This is a genomic window from Streptomyces sp. NPDC002386 (assembly GCF_053593175.1).
In genome coordinates this window covers 268,790-288,688 of record NZ_JBSFBX010000006.1, presented here as the reverse complement: position 1 = coordinate 288,688, position 19,899 = coordinate 268,790, and the positions used below count along the sequence as shown (strand labels likewise).

15 protein-coding genes are annotated in these 19,899 nt (G+C 64.4%); 3 read left to right on the top strand and 12 right to left on the bottom strand.

Going from position 1 to position 19,899, the window contains the following annotated elements; all coding sequences use genetic code 11:
- Positions 1–337: 337 nt before the first annotated feature.
- A complete protein-coding gene (locus ACWCPN_RS15290) occupies positions 338–691 on the top strand; it encodes a hypothetical protein (RefSeq protein ID WP_451205819.1) in 354 nt (117 codons plus the stop codon).
- On the opposite strand, the gene ACWCPN_RS15285 is transcribed toward ACWCPN_RS15290, so the two are convergent.
- From ACWCPN_RS15285 to ACWCPN_RS15265, 5 genes are all read right to left on the bottom strand, one after another.
- Positions 692–2,461 carry a hypothetical protein gene (locus ACWCPN_RS15285; RefSeq protein ID WP_451205816.1) on the bottom strand — a complete coding sequence of 590 codons (1,770 nt, stop codon included), beginning with the start codon at positions 2,459–2,461 and terminating at the stop codon, positions 692–694.
- A 20-nt stretch (positions 2,462–2,481) separates the two neighbouring features.
- The gene (locus ACWCPN_RS15280) at positions 2,482–5,094 is read right to left on the bottom strand and encodes a helicase C-terminal domain-containing protein (protein ID WP_451205813.1); all 2,613 of its coding nucleotides are present in this window, start codon (positions 5,092–5,094) and stop codon (positions 2,482–2,484) included.
- 434 nt (positions 5,095–5,528) lie between these two features.
- The gene (locus tag ACWCPN_RS15275; protein WP_451205810.1) at positions 5,529–6,680 is read right to left on the bottom strand and encodes a sigma-70 family RNA polymerase sigma factor; all 1,152 of its coding nucleotides are present in this window, start codon (positions 6,678–6,680) and stop codon (positions 5,529–5,531) included.
- Between the two features lie 120 nt (positions 6,681–6,800).
- Positions 6,801–7,067: a hypothetical protein gene (locus tag ACWCPN_RS15270; protein WP_451205807.1), complete on the bottom strand. Its 267-nt coding sequence runs from the start codon at positions 7,065–7,067 to the stop codon at positions 6,801–6,803.
- 706 nt (positions 7,068–7,773) lie between these two features.
- Positions 7,774–8,235: a Panacea domain-containing protein gene (locus tag ACWCPN_RS15265; protein WP_451205804.1), complete on the bottom strand. Its 462-nt coding sequence runs from the start codon at positions 8,233–8,235 to the stop codon at positions 7,774–7,776.
- Between the two features lie 970 nt (positions 8,236–9,205).
- On the opposite strand from ACWCPN_RS15265, the gene ACWCPN_RS15260 reads away from it, so the two are divergent.
- Positions 9,206–9,403, top strand: a complete 198-nt coding sequence (locus ACWCPN_RS15260; protein ID WP_451205801.1) for a hypothetical protein — start codon at positions 9,206–9,208, stop codon at positions 9,401–9,403.
- Positions 9,404–9,661: 258 nt separating this feature from the next.
- Here the strand turns inward: ACWCPN_RS15260 and ACWCPN_RS15255 are convergent, their stop codons facing one another.
- Entirely contained in the window at positions 9,662–11,500 is a 1,839-nt protein-coding gene (locus ACWCPN_RS15255; protein WP_451205799.1) for a GmrSD restriction endonuclease domain-containing protein, read from the bottom strand.
- Between the two features lie 343 nt (positions 11,501–11,843).
- Positions 11,844–13,073, bottom strand: a complete 1,230-nt coding sequence (locus tag ACWCPN_RS15250) for an HNH endonuclease (RefSeq protein ID WP_451205796.1) — start codon at positions 13,071–13,073, stop codon at positions 11,844–11,846.
- 164 nt (positions 13,074–13,237) lie between these two features.
- Between ACWCPN_RS15250 and ACWCPN_RS15245 the strand changes: the two genes are divergently transcribed.
- Entirely contained in the window at positions 13,238–13,990 is a 753-nt protein-coding gene (locus tag ACWCPN_RS15245; RefSeq protein WP_451205794.1) for a hypothetical protein, read from the top strand.
- A 187-nt stretch (positions 13,991–14,177) separates the two neighbouring features.
- Here the strand turns inward: ACWCPN_RS15245 and ACWCPN_RS15240 are convergent, their stop codons facing one another.
- The 5 genes from ACWCPN_RS15240 to ku all read right to left on the bottom strand — a co-directional run bounded on the left by ACWCPN_RS15240 (position 14,178) and on the right by ku (position 19,835).
- Positions 14,178–14,531, bottom strand: a complete 354-nt coding sequence (locus ACWCPN_RS15240; RefSeq protein WP_451205791.1) for a VOC family protein — start codon at positions 14,529–14,531, stop codon at positions 14,178–14,180.
- A 179-nt stretch (positions 14,532–14,710) separates the two neighbouring features.
- A complete protein-coding gene (locus ACWCPN_RS15235) occupies positions 14,711–16,753 on the bottom strand; it encodes a TerD family protein (RefSeq protein WP_451205788.1) in 2,043 nt (680 codons plus the stop codon).
- A 284-nt stretch (positions 16,754–17,037) separates the two neighbouring features.
- Positions 17,038–17,286 (bottom strand): hypothetical protein, encoded by a 249-nt coding sequence (locus ACWCPN_RS15230; RefSeq protein WP_199211992.1) that lies wholly within the window; start codon positions 17,284–17,286, stop codon positions 17,038–17,040.
- A gap of 260 nt (positions 17,287–17,546) precedes the next feature.
- Positions 17,547–18,614, bottom strand: a complete 1,068-nt coding sequence (locus ACWCPN_RS15225; protein WP_199211991.1) for a hypothetical protein — start codon at positions 18,612–18,614, stop codon at positions 17,547–17,549.
- A 105-nt stretch (positions 18,615–18,719) separates the two neighbouring features.
- Entirely contained in the window at positions 18,720–19,835 is a 1,116-nt protein-coding gene (ku, locus tag ACWCPN_RS15220) for a non-homologous end joining protein Ku (protein ID WP_451205784.1), read from the bottom strand.
- Between the last annotated feature and the right edge of the window lie 64 nt (positions 19,836–19,899).

The window sequence follows — 19,899 nt, the reverse complement described above, 5'->3', positions numbered from 1 at the left end:
CGGGTACTGCCTGGACGATAATTCGTTCGTCAAGGGGACAGCCCGCTCTCTAACCATCACTGCGCCTGCACGGCACCCTCTTGCCAGCGCGAAGATGGGTAATGGGTTTATCGCGGCACATGTATGGCGAGACGTCGGCCAGTCTGTCCTTGCCAGTCGTATACCACTGCTCTATAGCTTCGTTCCAAACCTTGTTTGGCTTCCGCGTGAGGTTGCCAGACTCACCGACTATGAAGGACAACCTTTCCAACGCGCTGCTCAACTTCTCGCAACCGCGCTCTTTCATAGCGCGCCCGTGGCACCTCACATCGACGCAGTGGCGAAGGAGGCCTGGCAAATGATCGATGCAACCACTTCAGTCGATCAATCAATAGAAGCGCGCATTCGTTCAGTGGGCGTTAATCGATTTATCGCGACACCAGCCTTTTTTCGCACACGCCGTAAGCGCGTCGACGAGGTCGCCTCGGCACTACTCGCCATCGAGCACGGAATGCCACTCACGAAAAAAGTGGTAAGTAGTCGCTATACCGCTGGCCTTCCTAGCGTGGCACCTCACGCGCGTGCACAGCTCTACGACTGGCTGCAACGTTTCCAGTGCTCAGCCGCTGCCATACGCACCAGCGAAGCACAGGTGTGCAGTAGCGGCCGAACCGAAAGCAACAAGAGTGAACCCTCCCCTGCCGTATCGTAATTACCGCGAGGCCTTCCTTGCCGCCGCAAGAAACCCGCTAGGACCAAACAGAGCACTCCGATCCAAAAAACGATTGAAGTAATCGCAAGCTGGTTCACCCAAATGAAGGCAGGCGGAGCAGGCCCCACCGTTGCGTTCACATGCAGGGTCCATCGGGCATCGCGATTCAGCACCTGCGATGCTAGATAGCAGTAGGTGAAGATCGTTTTCGAAAACTGCTTGCAGACCACCAAGGACGAAGTCGCCGCGGCTTGCAGCAAAAACGAAAAATCCATTATGGCGAGGAACAAGATATTCACCGAGGCCTTCGCGGTCGACTCCAGCGAAGACGGCAAGTTGGCGGATTGCCCGATGTGCATAGGAGTGAATGAGAGTAAGTAGATCACGTCCCATCAAATCCCTCGCACCGTTCGCATCACCCGGGTCACTGAAGCGTGAGGGCGGTACGGCTTCGGCAGCAAGGACGGTGCGGGCCATGCGGGCGTCAGAAACCGGCGGCAGTGCGTGACCGCGTCGACAAAGTGCAGCGTGGACCAGCATGGGGTCGAGACGGAAGAAGAGCGCCTCAGTAGCGCGCAGGTCTGCGTATACGCGCCGTCCGCCACTTTTTCCGGAAAACAGACTTAGCCGTGACGATCCGGGTTCGCCGCCACCTCGGGTGAAGCCATAAACTGCTTTAAGGACGGGAAAGTTAGTGAAGAGATCGACTCCGGCCAGGCCGGCACGACGGAGTGCAGCAGGGTAATCGACCTGGTAACGGGTGAGGGCATCGCTCGGCGTTGCGGGTGTGACCAGGTCGACGACGCGCCGGCGAGAGTCCTTGTCTGTGGCGGCCAAAGCGACGTCGACGGCCTCGCGTTCGGCGGCCTGGATTTGGACAGTGTGGGAATTTGCGAGCGCGCCGAGGTCTTCTTCTACGCCGAGTTCCCCCGCTTCGCTAGCCACCACAGCCATCTGTTCGGCCACAGTGCGAGACAGGCCGGAGGTTACCAATTGATCGACTAGCGAGGTCAGTGTCTGGCGGCCGCCTCCCGGCTCAGCGTCCTCGAAACCGCTCAAAGCCCAAAGCAGTGCGCGGCGCGGTCCGCCGGACTCGGTGACACGACGCATTGCCGCGCGGCTGGCAGGATTGATCTGGGTGAAGGTTTGCGGAGTGTAGACGCTGGCTGAGCGGTGGACGTTGTAACGCAAATTTTCTGCGCCTCTGGCATCGGAGTAACGGCGCCCGCAGGGACACTTACGGTAACCGAATCCCTTGCGAATCTCCCGGTGGCATATCGGACACTCGAAGACGATGCGCGAGGCATCCATGCTTGACTGGGGAGGCATACACACCTGGCGATGGTCGCGGCAAAGAGGGATGACTGGCTGTTCGAGATATCCGCACTCGTGGAAGCCAACGAAGTGCAACTGCTGCCAGCGGTTAGTGCCACACATGCAAATATTGGGTGCACCAGTCTGGACCCGTCTGCAAACACGACACACCCACACCTGTGGAAAGCGTTCAACGCGCACCCCCCGTTCAGGGTTAACTGCCACAACCTCGATGTTTCCACCGGACCGCACGAAGTTCACCGCGCTGGGATCCATGCCGTGTTGGACCCAACCCTCAAGTTCGAAAGCCAGGCGGTGGCGAATGATCGAATCGTCAACGTCGACGGGACGCGGGTCCTTCCACTCAGTCGTGCGCCAAATGCCACCCTTGAGATCGGCAGTCTGCTGAGGAAGGAAACCATAGAGAATCTGTGATCCGCTACGCTGATCTTTCATCGTGTACTTTCTCCCTTCGGTTAGTCGTCACTGATGGGGATCTGGGCTTCAACATCACGCAGCGAGCGCATGGGCGCGCGCGCGAGTAGTTGGTTTGGCCACTTAGCCCCATAACCGGGATCCTCAAGGCGCATGAAATACGCCTCCAACTGCCTGTGGACGTCATCGAAAGCTAGGTGGTTTTGTTCGTCTACGCCCAGGGCCGCCGCACAGGCGCGGGCCTCCTCTCCTGAGGCCAGGTCGGTTTGAGCGGCGAACTTACGCAGCAGTTCTACTGTGGTCAGACGCCCCAAAGCAGAACGCGGTTCGTGGACGAACAAACGGCGCGCCTCGATTGCCGCGCTGGTGGTCAGCTCCAGTACGCGGCGACTCGAGCGAGTAACCGGAATGGGCTCCACAAAGCGATCACCCTGTTCTATGAAGGGAGTGAAGTGGGCGAAAACTGCGGCGTCGCGCTCGCGGCCGACCTTATGTATTACGTAGACAAGGCCCGGATGAGTTCGTCCCACCCGTGCGGTGGCCTGGATAAATTCAGCGGTCGTCAGTGGAACACCAAGCACCGTCATGATGTTTAGGCGGTCAACGTCTACCCCGTGAGAAATCATCGACGACGCGGTGAGGACATGCAGGCGGTCAAGGAATCCGTCCTCTGGACGCACGAGGCGTTGCAACGTCTCGCGGACCTCTTCGAAGGGAGTCTGGCCCGTGAGCTGTGCGGCGTTGAGTGGATTCACGGGCACCTGGGTGCCTAGGGAACGGCGGGCCGCCTCTACATCCCGCACGGTGTTGCCGTACACGACATGGGTGCCGTACATATCCAGCAGCATGGGCACATGCGTAGGGTCGATGCGTGCCTCGGCGCAGACGCGTTGGGGCTCCTGTAGCAACCTACGCACAGACTGCTGCAGGATGGTGGTGGTGCGGTCGGACACCCACTCTAGAGTGACGCCGCGTGGCCATACCGCGACGAATCTGCGCAGTAGGTGATCGGTCTCGCGTGTCCAGAAGGATTCACGAGCAGAGGGGCCGGGAACCGGGAAGACCCGTCCCGGGCGGTTGTACAAGACGCCTACCTGCCGTTCGAATCCGGTGAGCGTCGCCGATGAAGCAATGATCTTCGGCGTCGTGCCTGTGAGCTCGAGCTGCAGGGCGTCCAACAGCGACTCGTAATGGGAATCGACCGCCCCTAGTGAGTCGCGAAGAAGGTGCAACTCGTCTTGCAATCGGAAAGAGGGAGCGAAGCGAGCTCGTTCCTTCACGGTCAAGGGGGTAGTCTCCCCAGGGCAGTCGGGCACGAGGCAGCCGTTAGGACGTTTGGCGCGCTTGGCGTAAGTGAAGCCATGGCCTGTGCGCGAGCAACGGCCGGCTGGTCCTTCGACGAAGGCCCGCATACCGCCTTGCATGGCGATGAGCGCTGCCTTATCCAGGGTACCGATCACCACGGTAGGGAGGAAACGGTAGATTTCCTGGTCAACGATATACACGGGCAGCGGCTGTCCCTTAGAGGGACATTGGGTCGCTGTGCACAGGTGGCGTAGGGTCCAGTCACCGCGGTGAAATTTCATGCGGAGCTTCTCCGACCCGCAGAATGGGCAGGCGGTTAGCACTCGGTAGCGGTCGGCCATACCAGGCTCATCGATGTCGATGGGGTTATATTCAGTCGGCGCTGTTGGGATTTCATTGGGGGTAGCGCCGGAACCAATGAAGTAGCCAAGCGAAATCGGATCACCAGCAACCTTGTAGTCTTGGCGCACCAGCTCGGCTGCAGCCAGCGCATCAGCAAATCGCTGAGTCTGCTGCAGAGACAACATTCGGAGTGGGAAACGACTCCATGCGGTAATACCTGCGAGCTTCCCCCGCAGCCGGTCATGGAAGGCAGCCAGCACGAGTAGGCCCAGATAGGTCTCAGTCTTGCCACCACCGGTGGCAAACCAGACAGTTTCCACTGTCTGCCAGTCCGCTCCCCCGCGCACGAGGGAGGGCAGTACCGACAACACGAAGCCAATTTGAAAAGGCCGCCAACCGTCGTAACGTCCACGCGACGCGCGGCACATAGCCCGATTCATCAACTGGAACGCCCAGCGGAGATCACGGTGCTGCTCCAGCGCCTCCACGCCGGCATGCAGCCGCCGCAGCTCCGCGACATGCTCATCAGCGGCTTTTTGAGCCTGGCGAACCATCTCCGGCTGCCAGTGTTCTTCCGAAGCCCGGTGCCGCAGGCGCTCAGGCGACCAATGGTCGCGCCCCCACGCTTCGTAGGCATCCACCAGTCGCGACAAGGTAGCCACTGGATCCTGAAACAGACGCTCGAATGTCAGCGGCAAGGCATCTACGTCGGTGTAGCCGAAGGTATATTCCGGGCGTCCCCGGTCGACCACCACTTGGTCAGTTGTGACTAGCTCGCGGGCTCCTTCGAGGGTCACACCGCAGTTGATGCCGATCGCGGGAAGACGTCGGTCATATCGAAAGCTATCGGGTAGTGATTCCAACAAGAACGGCAGAGTTGGCAGATCCACTACTCGCAGCTCTGTTTCGAACAGGTGACACTCGCCGCGTTGGCGCGATCCTGCCGAAGTGGTATTAACAAGCTCCACTAGGAGCTCAGGCGCTCCGCGCCAGGACTCGTCGGTCACCCGCAACTCGGCTCTCGAGCCCACGGCCCCAGCGGCGTGCAGAGCTTCGGCGATCAGCCGGCTACCGAAGGGCGTTCCAGCTGCGCCCACCGGGACATCGACAGGTACCTCCACGTCGATCGGCGCGGTCTTCTCCCACTTCTCGCCCCGCTCCTGTGAATCCCGCGCCCGGTTCCAGGCCAAGGCTCGCACTCGGACTCGGAAAGACCAGGGCCCGCCGCGGTCGGGTCGCACCCTCATTCCGATTGCGCACGGAGCCATGCGTCGCTCGCGGCCCACTGCTGCCGCTTCGCTCTCTGGGGCAAGCCGTCCCAACCAATACACACCTGACGGATCCGCCTCCAAGAGGCTCTCTCCGTCCCCTCGGCCCGCAGCCGTCACTCTGCTGTCGAGCCAGGTCACAAATCGGGTTTGGGCCTCGATCACGTTCTGTGTCACGCCGCCCCCGTCGCGAAGAACTCCATCATCAGATCCTTAAGTTTGTCGTTTGCTCGCAGCCGCTCAAGCAGCTTCTTCTCCAACTGCCGCACCCGTTCCCTTGTTATTCCGAATTCCTTGCCTAGGGCCTCCAGCGTCATAGGTTCATCGCCGTCTAGGCCGAAACGGCCTTCCAAAAGTCGCATCAGTCTCGGGTCCGCACCTTCCAACAAGCTGCTTACCGTGTCGAGGATTTGCTGCCTCAGGATTTGGTGGATGGTCTCGTACTCTGGTCGCTCCGTCTTGGACGTGAGCAACAGGTCGCCCAATGTTGCCCCGCCCTCATCATCGACGGGGACATCCAAATGGATGATGGGCGCGGAGTAGTCGAGGAGCGCCTGAATCGAGGCAGGCTTCTCTTCCAATGCCTCGGCTAGCTCCGGAACTGTTGGAACTCGACCATTACGCATTTCGAAGCCACGCGCGTATTTTTCGATGCGCCGCAGTTCCTCGCGAATATGCACTGGCAGGCGGACCGCGGAGCTGGTATTAGCGATGGCTCGACTTACTGCCTGTCGCACCCACCAGCTTCCATAGGTGGAAAACTTAAACCCCATCGCGGGGTCGAACTTTTCCGCCGCGCGGTTAAGGCCTACGATTCCCTCTTGGATCAAATCGTCAAGCTCTAGATCGCCCGCACTCGGAAGAAAACGCTTCGCGATATTGATTGCCAAGCGCACGTTGTGCCGAACCAACGTCCTGCGAGCCGCGTCACCATCACGCACGAGCTCGGCAGATTCCCCCAGGGCCTCGCCGGCTGCGAGGAGTTCGGCTGCACGTTGCCCCATCTGGATCCGTCTCCCCAGCGCAACCTCTTCGTCAGCACTCAAGATACGATGGCGTCCGATCTGGCCAAGCGGAGAGTCCGACGTATCGCATTCAGATGAATCGGGCTCGGACTCAGTTACCTCACCGAAGGCGGTCCGTCCGTCCTTCGGCTCTTCGCTCAACGCCCCGTGTCCACGCAACACGGTAAAAACGCGATCCAACTGCTGCGGGCTAATGCCCCGACGGCTCGCAACCTGGACGACATGTGCACGCTCTAGCTGGCCGAGGCGCTCACTATCCTCCAAAAGAGCTTCGATAAATGAATCGATTACGTCTTCCATTCCGAAGACGCCTCCCCCAAATCTACTAGCCACCCGCGAGGCTTTACCTGATTCTTTGAGTCGAAGACGGCGATGGATCCTTGCTACAGCTCTTCATAAGCCATCCATCGCTCGGCCGCATCACGTATTCCAGGGTTCCCATGGGTAAATTTGGTGATGCGGATCCCACCACAACACATGAAAGACGTTGCCTTCCATGACGCCATACAAACGACTCTTCCCTGTAAGGCGAAATCGCCCCAGCTTGGTCAGGTCAGAAAGTCCAACTTCCTCAAGACGGGTCAAGGCCTCTGCATCGAGCCTGCTCGGGAGTTCGTATTCGACGTAGGCATTCGACTCCCGCAACTCCTGAATGGTCATGGTCTCAAACTGAACCAGCTTGGACATGATCCAGTTCCATCTTTCGATAGTCAGGTGCTGCAACCCCCAACGCCCTTCCCAATCAGCATGAGCGAAACGCCAGCACACCCGCGCCGGCGAGTTACCCGCGCTAGGAAGAAGCCCCACGGCCGGCATAACAACACGCTTACCGGAACTTGGCTTGGACGGCGGCACCAGCCGCTTCTTAGCTTTCGCCACCCCCAGCCCCCCGCTGCGAATCATATTTGCCTGCCGTACGGCGAACCGTATCGATACATCGACCTGGAATATGCCCCATCAGACCCGCACGGCAATCACCTGCACTGGGCGGATCTGTTCTCTCCCCGAGTCGCGAGAGAAAAGCTAGACCACTAGAGCAGGGCACCGCAAGCGTATCCGATAAGAGCGGTTTATGGGCTTATGTCTGACTCGTTGACTTGGCAGTACTGCCTCGCTAAGTTGGCAGCGCAGGCTGTATTGCAGGCTAAACGCGAGGGGCTCGGAGATGTGCCCATCGAGAGTCGACAGACGGACTCTCGGCGCCTTATCGGACAAGGGTTCTATTCGTAGCGCAGAGCTCTTACGGAGGGAAGGATGAGTCGCTCCGGACGCCGGCCAGACATCAAGTCGCCCGCACCGGGAAAACATCGATGCGGTCGTAAATAAACACCCAGTGGGTAGCTATTGCGGCACAGGCAGGAGAGACATCGCCCGGCCTAAATCCAGCTGCGAATTATTCCCCGTCGTCCACGGAAATCAGCCTTGAGAAGTACTCAAACATGTCAATGTCGCTCAACCGTTCATCCGACCGTTCAAGCTCTCGGACGCTCGCTCGCTTTCGCGCCAGATCCCACGGGCCATCGATTTGATGACTCATTTCCGAAAGCTGATGCGCGGTGTAGTCACGGAAGGACTTAATGACGATATCGATGGATTCTCGCTGGCCTGAGGTCAGACGACTCGGCACTGCTGGAAAATCCCCGCGCTTAAGTGAGAACTTACCGCGGTGGGCCTCATAGAGCGTTGGCGCTACGGGACCATTCGCCCAGGCCTCAAACGGTTCCGGGAAGAGTTGTTCATCCTCCCAGGCAAGGTGATAACCGTAGGCGTAGTAACAGAGCTTCTGCAGCTTCATAGCAGACACGGGCCCAGCCTGGTCGAGGATGTATGCGGCTACATCGTGCACAGTGGCCATGACCAGTCCCCTCTGATGCCCTTGCTCCCACGCTAGCAACTCCGTCTCCGGCAGCTCGACCGGTGCCTGTTGCCGCAAAGGACTTCCCCCTGGCCGTTACTGTAGCGGGCGACTGCTCTGCCCTCTAGGACTCGCATGATGTCTCAGCGTCAAGAGATGACTCGAGCGGTCCGTACCAACCCACAGCCAAGATCATCAAGTCCTAACCCGTGTAGAGCCCGGCGAGTACAGCGGCGGTTCCTCTGATGGCTCACATGATCGTCAACTCTGTGGTACGGCTTCCCTCAGCCACTTCGAGAGAGGTGCGCCGAGTGCGTCAGACGGTAGGGATGGGACAGGACCTGCCCTCAGCCAGCTGGAGCTTCAACCTCGGGGTTGACCACCACAATGACCGGCAACTCGTCAACACCCTGCGGCATCCGATGTGCTGGGGCTATGGGAACAGGATTTGGCAAGTTTCGTAGGAAGCGGTGAACCGCTGCGGGTGGTCAGGATCCTGTGGACTGCTTGTGGACGTGCACGGACCAATGACGCGTCTACCTGACCCTGACCAGCCGTTTTACTGCGAGGCCAAACAGCCTCCGGAGCCATGTGCGCAGGTTCGAATCCTGCCGGGGCACCCAGCATGAGGTGCCCAAAGACCCCGTCACGAACGGAAGCGCTGAGGCCCGGCGTCTTCGCCTATATGCGGGCGCATGCAGCCAGGAACGGCGGTACGTCAGGACATGTTGACCGGTGCCGCCGGCCGACGCCTTCGACGTCGGGCCTGCAGCGTCGGCAGGGAATGTGGTGGCGCCCCGCTTAAGCACAATGCCTATGACGACAGTCGCCCGCTACGCCGCCTGGTAGCGGTCTCGGCACCAGTACGTGGCCGCTATCCCTGGCGCCCGGGCCTCGCCGCATGGCGTGCCGACAGAGTGAGCTTGGCCCTATGCTCGGTCCTTGCTCATTGAACTTTCTCGGGGGGCACATGAGCCAGGAACCCATGATCGTTTCGTGTGGCTACGGCTGCGTCGGCTGCTCGGTCCTGATGGCGATCGCTGTCGTGATCGGCTCGCTCGTGATCCAGTCGGTTGGCCTTGGGACGGTGGTGTTCTTCGTCGTCTGCTGTGCAGTGTGGCTGGGCGTCATGTGGCGTTGGCGGTCAGTCGAAAAGAAGGGCGAGTAGGCCGAGGAGACATCTGCTGCCCAGCGTCGGTCCTGGCCCACGCGGCACGGCATGTCGTCGCCGTCGCCCCCAGCTGGAACCATCACCGAGCCCGCCGCCGGTGCGGCAACCGCCGTCGACGTCTGCGCCCAGACGCGTCCACACCACCCTCTCCCGGATCTTCGGCGACAGGGCGGTCGTGTCGCGAGGCCCACCTGACTAAGCGGCGCGGGCCTCGCGTTCGACCCACCGGACTGGGGTGTCCTGAGGTCACAGAACTTAGACGCTGGCTCCTAGCCCGATCTCAGCGGCCCGGACCGCCGCCCCAGGCCGCTGGCCGGGGATGTGGTCGTCCACCACCGGCTTGCCCATCGCTCCGGCGATGTGTTCCTGAAGCACCTTCCGCCGTTCCTCGAAGAAGGCGTCGAAGTCGTCGGTCCGCATCAGCCCTGGGTCCGCGAGGTGTGTGCTGATGCGCTGCTCGACGCCCTCTGGACTCGTCTCGGCCGCCTTGGCGAGCCGCTGCAGGTACTCGGACGGTGCGTGGCCGCCGATGATCCGATTGGTGCGTGCCGTCAGCGGTGTCTTGTTGACGACGGAGTTATAGACGGAGCGCTCATAACCGTTCTTCTGGCACCAGGCCTGCGGGAAGATGTGATGGATGTCCATCGCCTCGTCGAAGTAGACACTGACCTCAGCCTTCTCCCCCGTACGCCAGTCCACGGCGCCCGCCTTGAGCAGGAGCGCGTAGATGCCCTTGTACGCAGCGCTCTGCCGGGTTCGCAGGGTCAGCAGGCGGCTCGCCGCGAATTGTGCCTGTGTGACCGTTCGGGGTTCGTGCGGCGCCCCGTGTATCCAGTCGACGACGTCGGGGAGGTCGAGGTTGAACCGGGTCTCGGTGGTACCGCCGTACAGCTCGCCGAACACTCCGCACCAGTACCAGCGAGCCAGCTTCTCCTGCGCACCCGCGGTCTCCGCGTACTTGCCGGCAAGCGCGAAGATCGCAGCAAGCGGGATGAGTTGCGTGCCGTACGGGAGGAACCGCGTGTCGAAGACGAACTGCTGACGCAGGAACTTGGCGGCGGCCTTGAAGCCTGCGACGACGTCGGGCGCGTACCGCCGGTAGTCCTCCAGGCTCAGCGCGAGCATGTCTTTGCGCTTGCAGCCGATACGCGGCAGGCGCTCCTCGTCCGTGCCGGCCTTTTCCTCATGGCGGCGTCGCTCGGCGGTGGCAAGCAGAGTGACCGCCTGGAGGAAGTCGGTGTTGGAGACGTCCCGCAGGATGGCGTACTCAGGTGCTTCCCAGGCAGAACGGCACTCGTGCCAGTGACGTCGCAGATCGAACTCGTCGGCGGCGTACGTCGCCGTCAGCAATTCGAACACGGTGAGGGTGACTCCACCCGTGTTGACCTTCTCGAAGACCTGACACACGGCCTGACGGGGGGTGCCCTTGCCGAGTTCGATGACCGGGAAGTGGTAGAGGTCGAACGACCGGATAAAGCCGTCCCGGAAGCCGTACCAGAGCTCCATCGCGTCCGGCGCGAAGCCCCAGTGGCGAGCGAAGCCGTCGCCCCACGCGTTGTCGAATAGGCTTCGCAGCGGGAAGAGGCGATGTTGGTACTCCAACTCCCTTGTCGAGTAGTCCTCCAGGACCTCACCGCGGAAGTTGACCACCTTGCGTGAGGATGGGAGAAAACGGATCGCGTCCTCCCGGTCCTCGTTCTCATCGAGGGCCTTGGCCATGTCGACGTAGAACCAGCCGGCCACCCGACGCTTGCGCTCGTCCTGGGTGTCCACCGGGCTTTCCATCGCCAACGACTGGAACAGTGAGGTGAGCCGCTGCTGTCCGTCGAGGACCAGCGACTCCGGTTGCACCTGCCCACCCGGGGTCGCTCCTTCGATCGGCCTGTACTTGAACCGGACGTTTCCGCCGCCTTCGAGCAGCATCACCGTCCCAATCGGATAATTGAGGGACACCGAAGCCAGCAGACTCGCGATGTTGGGCCAGGGCCAGACCCAGCCACGCTGGAATTCCGGCAACTGGATCTTCCCCGCTTCGACCTGCCGCAGCAGATCCCGCAAGGGCCGCTTGTCGATGCTGAACGTTTCGGTCGCCACATATCCTCCTTGCGCAGCACGACGCGTCCGTCGGCGCTCGGTCACCGGCCCGAGTGGTGAGGAGCATTCGGCTCCTGTCCCCACCGCCCACCGCTCTGTTACTTGCATCTCCCACGCTGCCTGAGCTTCTACGCTTCTGTCTCCCCCTTGGTCATTTCGGTCGACCCCCTCGGTGGGGTGAGTGGGCTGTCTCCGTTGCCATCGTGGCGATTGGCGTCTGGACACCGATAGTTCTGGTCGCCTTTCAGCATCCGTACATCCCCCGCAGTCAGACGCGAGGCGCCCTGCCGATCACACGCCGGGCGTCCGTGCGGGTGAACGGGCATGAAGGCCGAAGACCAGGTCAGGTGACGGCAAGCCCATGAGCATTGACGTTGCACAGACCACGGTGATAGCCGAGGTGCGCCTCGTCCACCGGATGTCTGGGGTCGCGGCGGAGCGGGCGGGGTTCTCTGCTGTCCCTCGTTCCCCTGACCAGGCCATCGGGGTCGACGTAGATCTCCAAGCCGTCGAAGAGGACGTGGCAGTTGGCACACAGACACAGGAGGTTCTGCAGTTCGTCGGCACCGTGATGGGGCCTGCCCAAGCCCCTTATGTGAGCTGCCTCGCTGTAGGGGCGGTTCAGATAGCGGAGCGTCGTGCCACAGATCTGGCACCGATCGCCCTCGAGTTCCTTGACCCTTCTGGCCAATGCTTCGTCGCGGACGATGACAGAACCGGTCGCTTCGCGGCGTGGTGCGGGGCCCGTCATCCGCCCGTACTCGTCCACGCCGGCTTCGCTGCGTCCCGGCTCCGAAGGGCTCGACAGGCTGCCGGCTGTTATGTATCCGCCGAGGCCGATTCGCTCGAAGAGGGTGTGGCGGTCGACGTCTTCGAGATATACGTCGCAGATGGTGGCGATGGCATCGAGGCGGATCAACGGGTCTCCGAGGAGAGCGGCGGTCTCTTCCGTCAGGCCGGCCTGCGGGTGGTGCGCGTCGAGGATGCTCATCCGCGGCATCTCCTTGACCAGCTCGACCGGTACGCCCTGGACCTCCCACAGCTCGCTGCCCCGGAGATGCCAGAAGGGATACTCCGGTGTGGCCTTCGCGTTGGGAAGGCCGAACTCGACAAGAAGCGGGCCCACTTCGTCTCGAAACTGTGGCCACGGGGCCATACGGGGCCGCTCATCGGCTTCGCGGGCTATCGCCCACAGGAGGCTCAGCGGCTGATGACGGCTGGGTGCTGAGCTCCCGGGTCCGCGGGACACTCTGAGTTTCCGGAGGCGTGCCAGCAGAGCTGCGCCGTTCCGGGAGGCCTCCCCGGTCTCCACCACGAATCCGAGTTCGCGCAAGCGTCGCGCCACCGTGGCCGCGCCGCCGCTGAAATCCCCTGCTCTCAGGAGGTCGCCGGTGGCATGCCCGTGGGCGACACCGGCAATGGCCTTCGAGTCATAGCGAAGGCCGTCCAGAACCAGCTCGTATGACCTGGCCCGTCCGAAGCCGTAGGTCTGAAGGAAGTTGTCCCGGCCCAGGCGACGGAACTCCTCGGTCGCCGCGACTATGTCTTCGTACTTGATGTCGCCAAGCCCCATACACGGAAGATTAGTCGGGCAATACGACGAACCACATGACGTGCTTGGCATCAGTCCCTGATGCTCCGTCATTCAGTGCAAGCGCCTGCTGAGACGGTCGGGTACTCCTACAACCAGTGCCGCAGCCCGTGAGTCTCATCCCGTGACGAGGTGTGGAGGCGCAGATGGATGAGCGCGGATCCGTGCTGAGCGGCGGCCGGGGCGAGTACGGCATTCCAGCCGGGTGGGGAGTGCTCGCGGGCGGCGTGGCCGTCGTGGTGTGTATGGTCTTCGGGCCGTTTGGGTCCTTGTGGCTCTATGTTCTCGGCTGGGCGGCCGCGCTGACCGCAGCGGACGGTGTCACATGGCTGCTGCGACGCCGGGGCTGGGGCATTCCTTCGCCGGGTCAGTTGGTGGCTGGGCTGCTGCGGGCCGGGCCGGAGTCCTGGCTGGTGGCGCCTCGCTGGGCCAAGGTCCGCCTGGCCGCCGCGGGCTTCCTGGTGTTCGCCGCCATTGCTGGAGTCATGGGGTGGCAGGCCGCTCAGGAGTACCAGGTGCTGGCAAGTCTTCGGGCCCAGGGCCTCAGGACCGACGCGGCCATAGTCGAGATCACCGGCCGGACGGAGGAAGGCTGGGCGACTTCCGTGACCGTGCGTTTCAGTACGCCGTCCGGTTCCGTGCGAGCGGACGTCGATGTCCCGTCCGGCTCGGCAAGCTCCGCGAAGCCCGGGGCGTACATGCCCGTCGTGTACGACCCTGAGCGCCCCACCGAGGTGCGCAGCGTTGCCTACCTCGACGGAGGTGACGCCGATGGGGTGCGGCAGGGTGCGATCGTGATCGGGGTGCTTGCCGCGGGTTTTCTCGTCGGGACTGTCCGGGAGGTTTTCCGTGCCGGGCGGCGAACGGAAGGGGTAGCGGGCACCGGGCCGGCTGCGTAGTCCTCGGTACGCCGGCCGGCGGCGTGCCGTCGTCCAGTTGCGTTCTGGCGTCCGTTCAGGCAGTTCTCCGGGCGGTAGGCACGGCCTTCAGGCCGACGCTCGGACGTGACCGTGCGGAGCCGGCCTGGCTCGTACCTTGACCAGATGGTCGGCCACGAGCACGGCTCCGCCCAAGGTGAGGGTCAGGTCAGGCGGGCTGCCAGAGTTCGATGCGGTTGCCCTCGGGGTCGGTGACCCAGCCGAATCGGCCGACGCCCTCCATGTCCTGCGTCTCGTCTGCCACGTCGGCTCCCCCGGCGCGCAATTGCGCGAGCATGGCGTCCAGGTCACGGACGCGGAAGTTGAGCATGGTTCGCTGGGTGCGGGAGCCGAAGTAGTCGGTCTCGGGCTCGAATGCCGCGAACACCGTGGGGCCGGCTTCCTGCCGCCACACGCCGTGCTCGTCCGCGTCCAGGCCCAGGCAGTCGCGGTACCACGCGCTCAGGGCTGCCGGGTGGGCGGCCCGCAGGAAGTACCCACCGATTCCAAGCACACGTTCCATGGCGCCATCCTGCCAGGACGGCGATCGAGTCACGGGGATTATGTGATCGCCCGCTTCGGCCCCGTCCGGGTTGCCCCAGCGGACGGCACACGGACGCGGTCGAGGCCCCGGGGAGGACCCGGGGCCTCGTGGCATCGGCTCATGGTGGCCGGTCGGATGGTTGAGGCGGGTCGCCGGACTCAGTTCGTCGTGGCCGCTTCCCCGATCGGGGCCCGGCGGGGTGCCGGGCGGTCCAGGTGGGTCACCACTGACTTGTGGAAGCGGTGTACCGCGTCGTCGACGCTGCGGATGAAACCGGTCTCCGCGTTGCCGCGGCCGCTTCCCATGCTCTTGATCAGGGTCAGGCGGAAGCCGGTGATGCGGTTGGTGCTGTCCTTGGGGAGGAGGTCCGCGGGCTCGGGGCGAAGCCGTTCCAGGGTGCCGCGGGGGCCGCCGGTCTCGCCCTCGAGGAGGGTCTCGATGTGGAGGTCCGCGGGGGCGTCGGCCAGGCGGCGTACGAGCCGCTTCGCCCAGGACAGGGGGTAGCCCTGTTCGGGTGCCGGGACTTCGACGGAGGTGCGGAGTCTGCCGGTGCGGAGGTCCGCGCTGACCGTCAGGACGCCGGGCGTTCCGTCGATGCGCAGCTCCGCGTCCAGCCGGCCGTCCTGGCAGAGCTGATCGGCGAGGCGGCTGCGGCGTTCTCCCGGGTCCGTTCCCCGCTTGGCGCGCTGGACGGGCAGGACCTTCTGGCCCAGTTCGCCGCCCAGGCCGAGGCAGACCTGCCGGATGAGCCGCTCCCAGCTCTCGACGACCTCCAGGGCGCGCGCGTCTCCCTGGCACAGGGTCTCGTCGTCGATCCCGTTGCGTACGGGGACCCAGGACGGGCCCATGTTCTGGAAGCCGTGGCAGCCGGAGTTGTCGTGCTGGAGGTAGTGCAGCAGTTCCTGGAGGAGCCAGGCGTGTGCCGCGTTGCCGACGCCCTCGTGGCGGATCAGCATCTGCGCCTGGTGGGTGACCTCCGCCCAGGAGAGGTGCCAGAGCGCCACCTTGTGCTTGCGCCTTCGGTCGATCTTGACGTCGACGAGCGGGCTGCCTTCCAGCGCGACGTCGTTGGAGAGTGTGATCACCGCTTCGTACCCGCGGCGTGCGGCGATGTCCATGTACGCCTGCACCTGATCGGACTTGAGCGCGTTGCCGTTGGTCTTCGTCTCGACCAGGGCGGTCCACAGCTTGCCGGCCCGTTCGACGCGGATCACCCCGTCGGGGCGTCGCGGTGAGTCGCCGTGCGGCAGGGTGACCTCGGCGAAGGTCTCCATGCGGCCCGCCGGCGCCCCGAACGCCGCGGTCAGTCTCCGGCCGAATTCCGGCACCTGTGCCATCACCGACAGCAGCACCGAGGTGGCTCGCATCTCCCGGTCGCGGTCGCTCTTGAGCGCCGACACCGGGAAGAGCCGGGCCTCCCTCCAGGACTCGTTCTCCGCCAGGGTCTTCTTGGCCACCCTGGGCAGCGTGATCTTCTTCTTGGCGGTACGGGGCCGGACGGCAGGCTTCCGTGACTCGCCGGCTTGCGCGGGACGGCGGGGAGACGGGACGGCTTCCCGGGTGCTCTGCGGGCCCGGTTCGCCGGCGGGGGCCGGGGCGGTCATGTCCTCCTGGTCGTCGGCCGCCGCGTCGTTCTGTGCCTCCACCGCTTCCGCGTCGTCCTCGATGTCGACGCCGAAGTCTGTGGCCAGACCTGCGAGACCGGCTTCGTAACCTTGGCCGACAGCGCGGAACTTCCACTCATCTCCGCGCCGGTACAGCTCGCCGAAGATGATGGCGCTCATCGAGTCGACATCGGCGACGGGGAAACGGAGGAGGTCGTCACCGGCGCCGTCGGCCAAAGTCAGGTGTACGTCCTCGAGCTCGCCGAAGCGTGCTCCGTTGTAGCGGCTCGCCGCGACGACCACGCGGTCGATGTCGGCCGGGACCGCGGTGAGGTCGAAGCTGATCCGGTCCTCGTTGCCGTCCGCCGTCGGTGTCTTGCCCAGTAGCTGCACACTCCCGTCGACGGCGACCGGGTTGTTGTAGAAGTAGAAGTCGCTGTCGCTGCGGACCTTGCCGTTCACGTCCAGCAACAGGACGGAGACGTCCGCGTCGCCTTCACCGGTCGGGCTCCCCCAGCCCAGACCGACGATGACCGATCCGACGTTCTCACTCAGGGATGCAAGAGCCACGTTCGAGCCCTTGACCATTTCATTCATGATGCCCCCCAACCGGCACGAGTCGGGCGCGAAGGTGGCTGGTCCCAACCGCCCGACGTGCGACGCAACGTGACGTGTCGCACACAGGTGACTGTAGTCGCCATGGAGTCAGTGGTCTTCAGTACCTGGATTCTCGGTGGCCAACACAAAGGCCCCGTACCGGTAACGGTGCGGGGCCTTCGGTGTCCACCTTGAGATGAGATTCTCTGCCACAGATCGGTGGAGTGGGCCTCGGCCTTGGCGGCCAGGTGCCCGGACCTATTCGGGTGTGCTTGGAGGTGGTCTTACCAGCCTCCGCAGTCGGAGCCGATGTCGGTGAACTGGGCTCCCGGGCTGCCCTCACCGTTGATGAGGTTGGCGCCCAGGCCGTTGAGGACGCCCACCTCGCCGAGGATGTCCAGGTTGAAGTCGTGGGACCTGCAACCGCCGCCGTGGCCGCCGCCCATGGGCAGGGCGGTGGCTGGGGCGGCTCCCATGAAGCCGACGCCGCCGATGATGGCGGCCGCCGCGACGGCAGTGCGAAGCTTGCGCATTTCTCCTCCTTCTTCAATCAGAAGAGCGCACCAACAGAAGATCCACTAAGCGCTCATCTCGGAGGCTAGATCGACTTCGGGTGCGGCGCTCATCGGGGAAGCCATCCGGGGGGTGGGGCCCACCCGAGGGTCCGCGCGATGCTGCGGCTGCGGCTGCGGCTGCGGCTGGGGCTCCGGCTCCGGCTCCGGCTCCGGCTCCGGCTCCGGCTCCGGCTCCGGCTCCGGCCACCGGCTACCGGCCACCGGCCACCGGCCACCAGCTACCGCCCCTGCAACGACTCCTCGTCGTCGTTCGTCGCGTACGGGTGGACGGGGCTCTCGGCATCGAAGGGGGTGAACCAGTTCTCCACTCCGGGTGGGGCGTGGTCCAGGGGGTCGTGGGCGGGGTCCTCGTCGAGGGTGTCCGTGAGGGTCTCGAAGGCCGTCGTGACCTCGTCGGTGAGGAGGTCGTAGAGGTCGGCCGCGACCTCGGCCTGGGTGAGCAGGACCCTCAGCAGTATGTCCTCGGCAACGCAGTGCGGGCCGGTGAAGTGGGGCTGGGTGAGGCGGGCCGTCAGGGTGACCGCCGTGACGGTGAGGCGGCGGGCGAAGAGGACCGTGTACTCGTCGGCGTACTGCGAGGGCAGGTCGTCCAGGAGCATGAAGGTGGCGTCGCTCTCGGCGACCGTGGGGCCGTCCTCCTCGAGGCCGGCCAGGTCGGTGAAGAGTTCGTCCACCAGGAGGTCGATGGCGAAGACGAGGGCACCCGCGGCGATTTCGGCCGCCTCGCGGGACACGGTGCGCTCTTCCTCGTCGTCGCAGAAGCCGAAGAGGTCGAGCGGGAAGGCCCTCAGGGCCGGTGCCAGGGTGCGGAGCCTGGTGCGCATGGCCTCGACCTCGGCCCGGTCGAGGCGGCCCTGCGCCGGTGCGGGTTCCGCCGCGGCGTGGCGGCGGGCGCGTTCCGCCGGGTCGGCGGGCGGGGCGTCGGGGCCGTCGGCGGCGTCGAGGCTCTCCTGCAGGAGGGCGGAGTTCAGTTCCACCGCGCAGCGGGTGATCTGCCAGTCGGCGAGCGGTTCGGTGCGTTCGAGGAGTTCTGCCACGACCTCGCGCGCGGCGTCCTCCGCGAACTCCAGCGCCGGCGCGTCCACGAAGAGTTTGAGCAGGGCGCCTCCGGGATGGGCGGCTATGACGTCGTCCATCAGCTCGATCTCCATGCCGTCCGGTCCCTCGACCGCTTCGAGCGAGTCGAAGCCCTTCCGCAGCACGAAGATGACGCCCTCCCGCTGCAGGGGGTCGAGTTCCGGAGCGCCCTTGGCAGGGGCCATGGTCACGGTCACCACGTAAGTCACGCCCACATCGTGCCCGAGTCGTCCCATCTCAGGGGAGGGAATACCGGTCCATTCCCTGCACCGGCCCCGCACCGGCCCCGCTCCGGTCCTGCGGACGGCCCGCCGTCAGGCCGAGCGCTTGCGGGAGGCCGTCTTCTTCGCCGGGGTCTTCTTCGTCGTCGCTTTGGCCGAACTGGCGGACTTGGCAGTGGATTTGGACGTGGACCGGGCAGCGGCTCCGGACGCGGAGCCGGTGGAACCCGCCGACTTCCTCGACGGCGTCGTCCTCTTCGCGCCGCGGGTGGTCTTGGCCGTCGACTTCTTCGCGTCCGCGGTCTTCTTCGCCGGAGCCTTCTTCGAGGTGGTGGCCGTCGACTTCTTGCCGCCCGTCTCCTTCGGGGTGGAGCGGCGGCGGGTGAGGGGTCTGACGTCGGCTCCCTCCGCCTCCTCGGCGGCCGGCCGCTCGCCCCGGGACTGGCGGGCGGCGCGGACGCTGTTCTCCAGCGCCGACATCAGGTCCAGCACCTTGCCGCCCTCGGCGGGCTCAGGGGCCTCGGGCGGGGTCTCGCCGGCCGCCTTGGCCGCGATGACCTCCTCCAGCGCCTCGCGGTAGTCGTCGTGCAGGTCCTCCAGGTCGACCTCGCCGAGGGTGTCCATCAGGGCGTCCGCGAGGTCGAGTTCCTTGTCCCGGACGGTGACGTCGCCGTCCGGGGCGACGCCCTCGGGGGCGCGTACCTCGTCCGGCCAGAGGAGTCCGTGCATGGCGATGGCGTCGCCCACCACGCGCAGCATCCCCAGGCGTTCCCGGCCGCGCAGGGCGTACTTGGCGATGGCGACCTTGTTGCTGCGCTTGAGCGCCTCGCGCAGCAGGGTGTACGGCTTGGCGGCCGGGGCTCCGCTCGCGGCGAGGTAGTACGCCGCGTCCATCTGGAGCGGGTCGATCCGGTCGGCCGGCACGAAGGCGACGATCTCGATCGTCCGGGCTGTCGGGATCGGGAGGTGGGACAGGTCCTCGTCGGAGATCGGGATGATCGTGCCGTCGGCGTCCTCGTACGCCTTGCCGATCTCCGCCTGGCTGACCTCCCGGTCCTCCAGCTCGCACACCTTGCGGTAGCGGATGCGGCCGCTGTCCTCGGTGTGGATCTGGCGGAAGGAGATCGAGTGGCTCTCGGTGGCGTTCACCAGCTTGATCGGGATGCTGACGAGTCCGAAGGAGATGGCGCCGTTCCAGATGGATCGCACGTGCCGCGGCCTCCGTTCCGAGCGGGCGTCGCATGTGCCGTATGGCGATACGGCGTTATGCGGG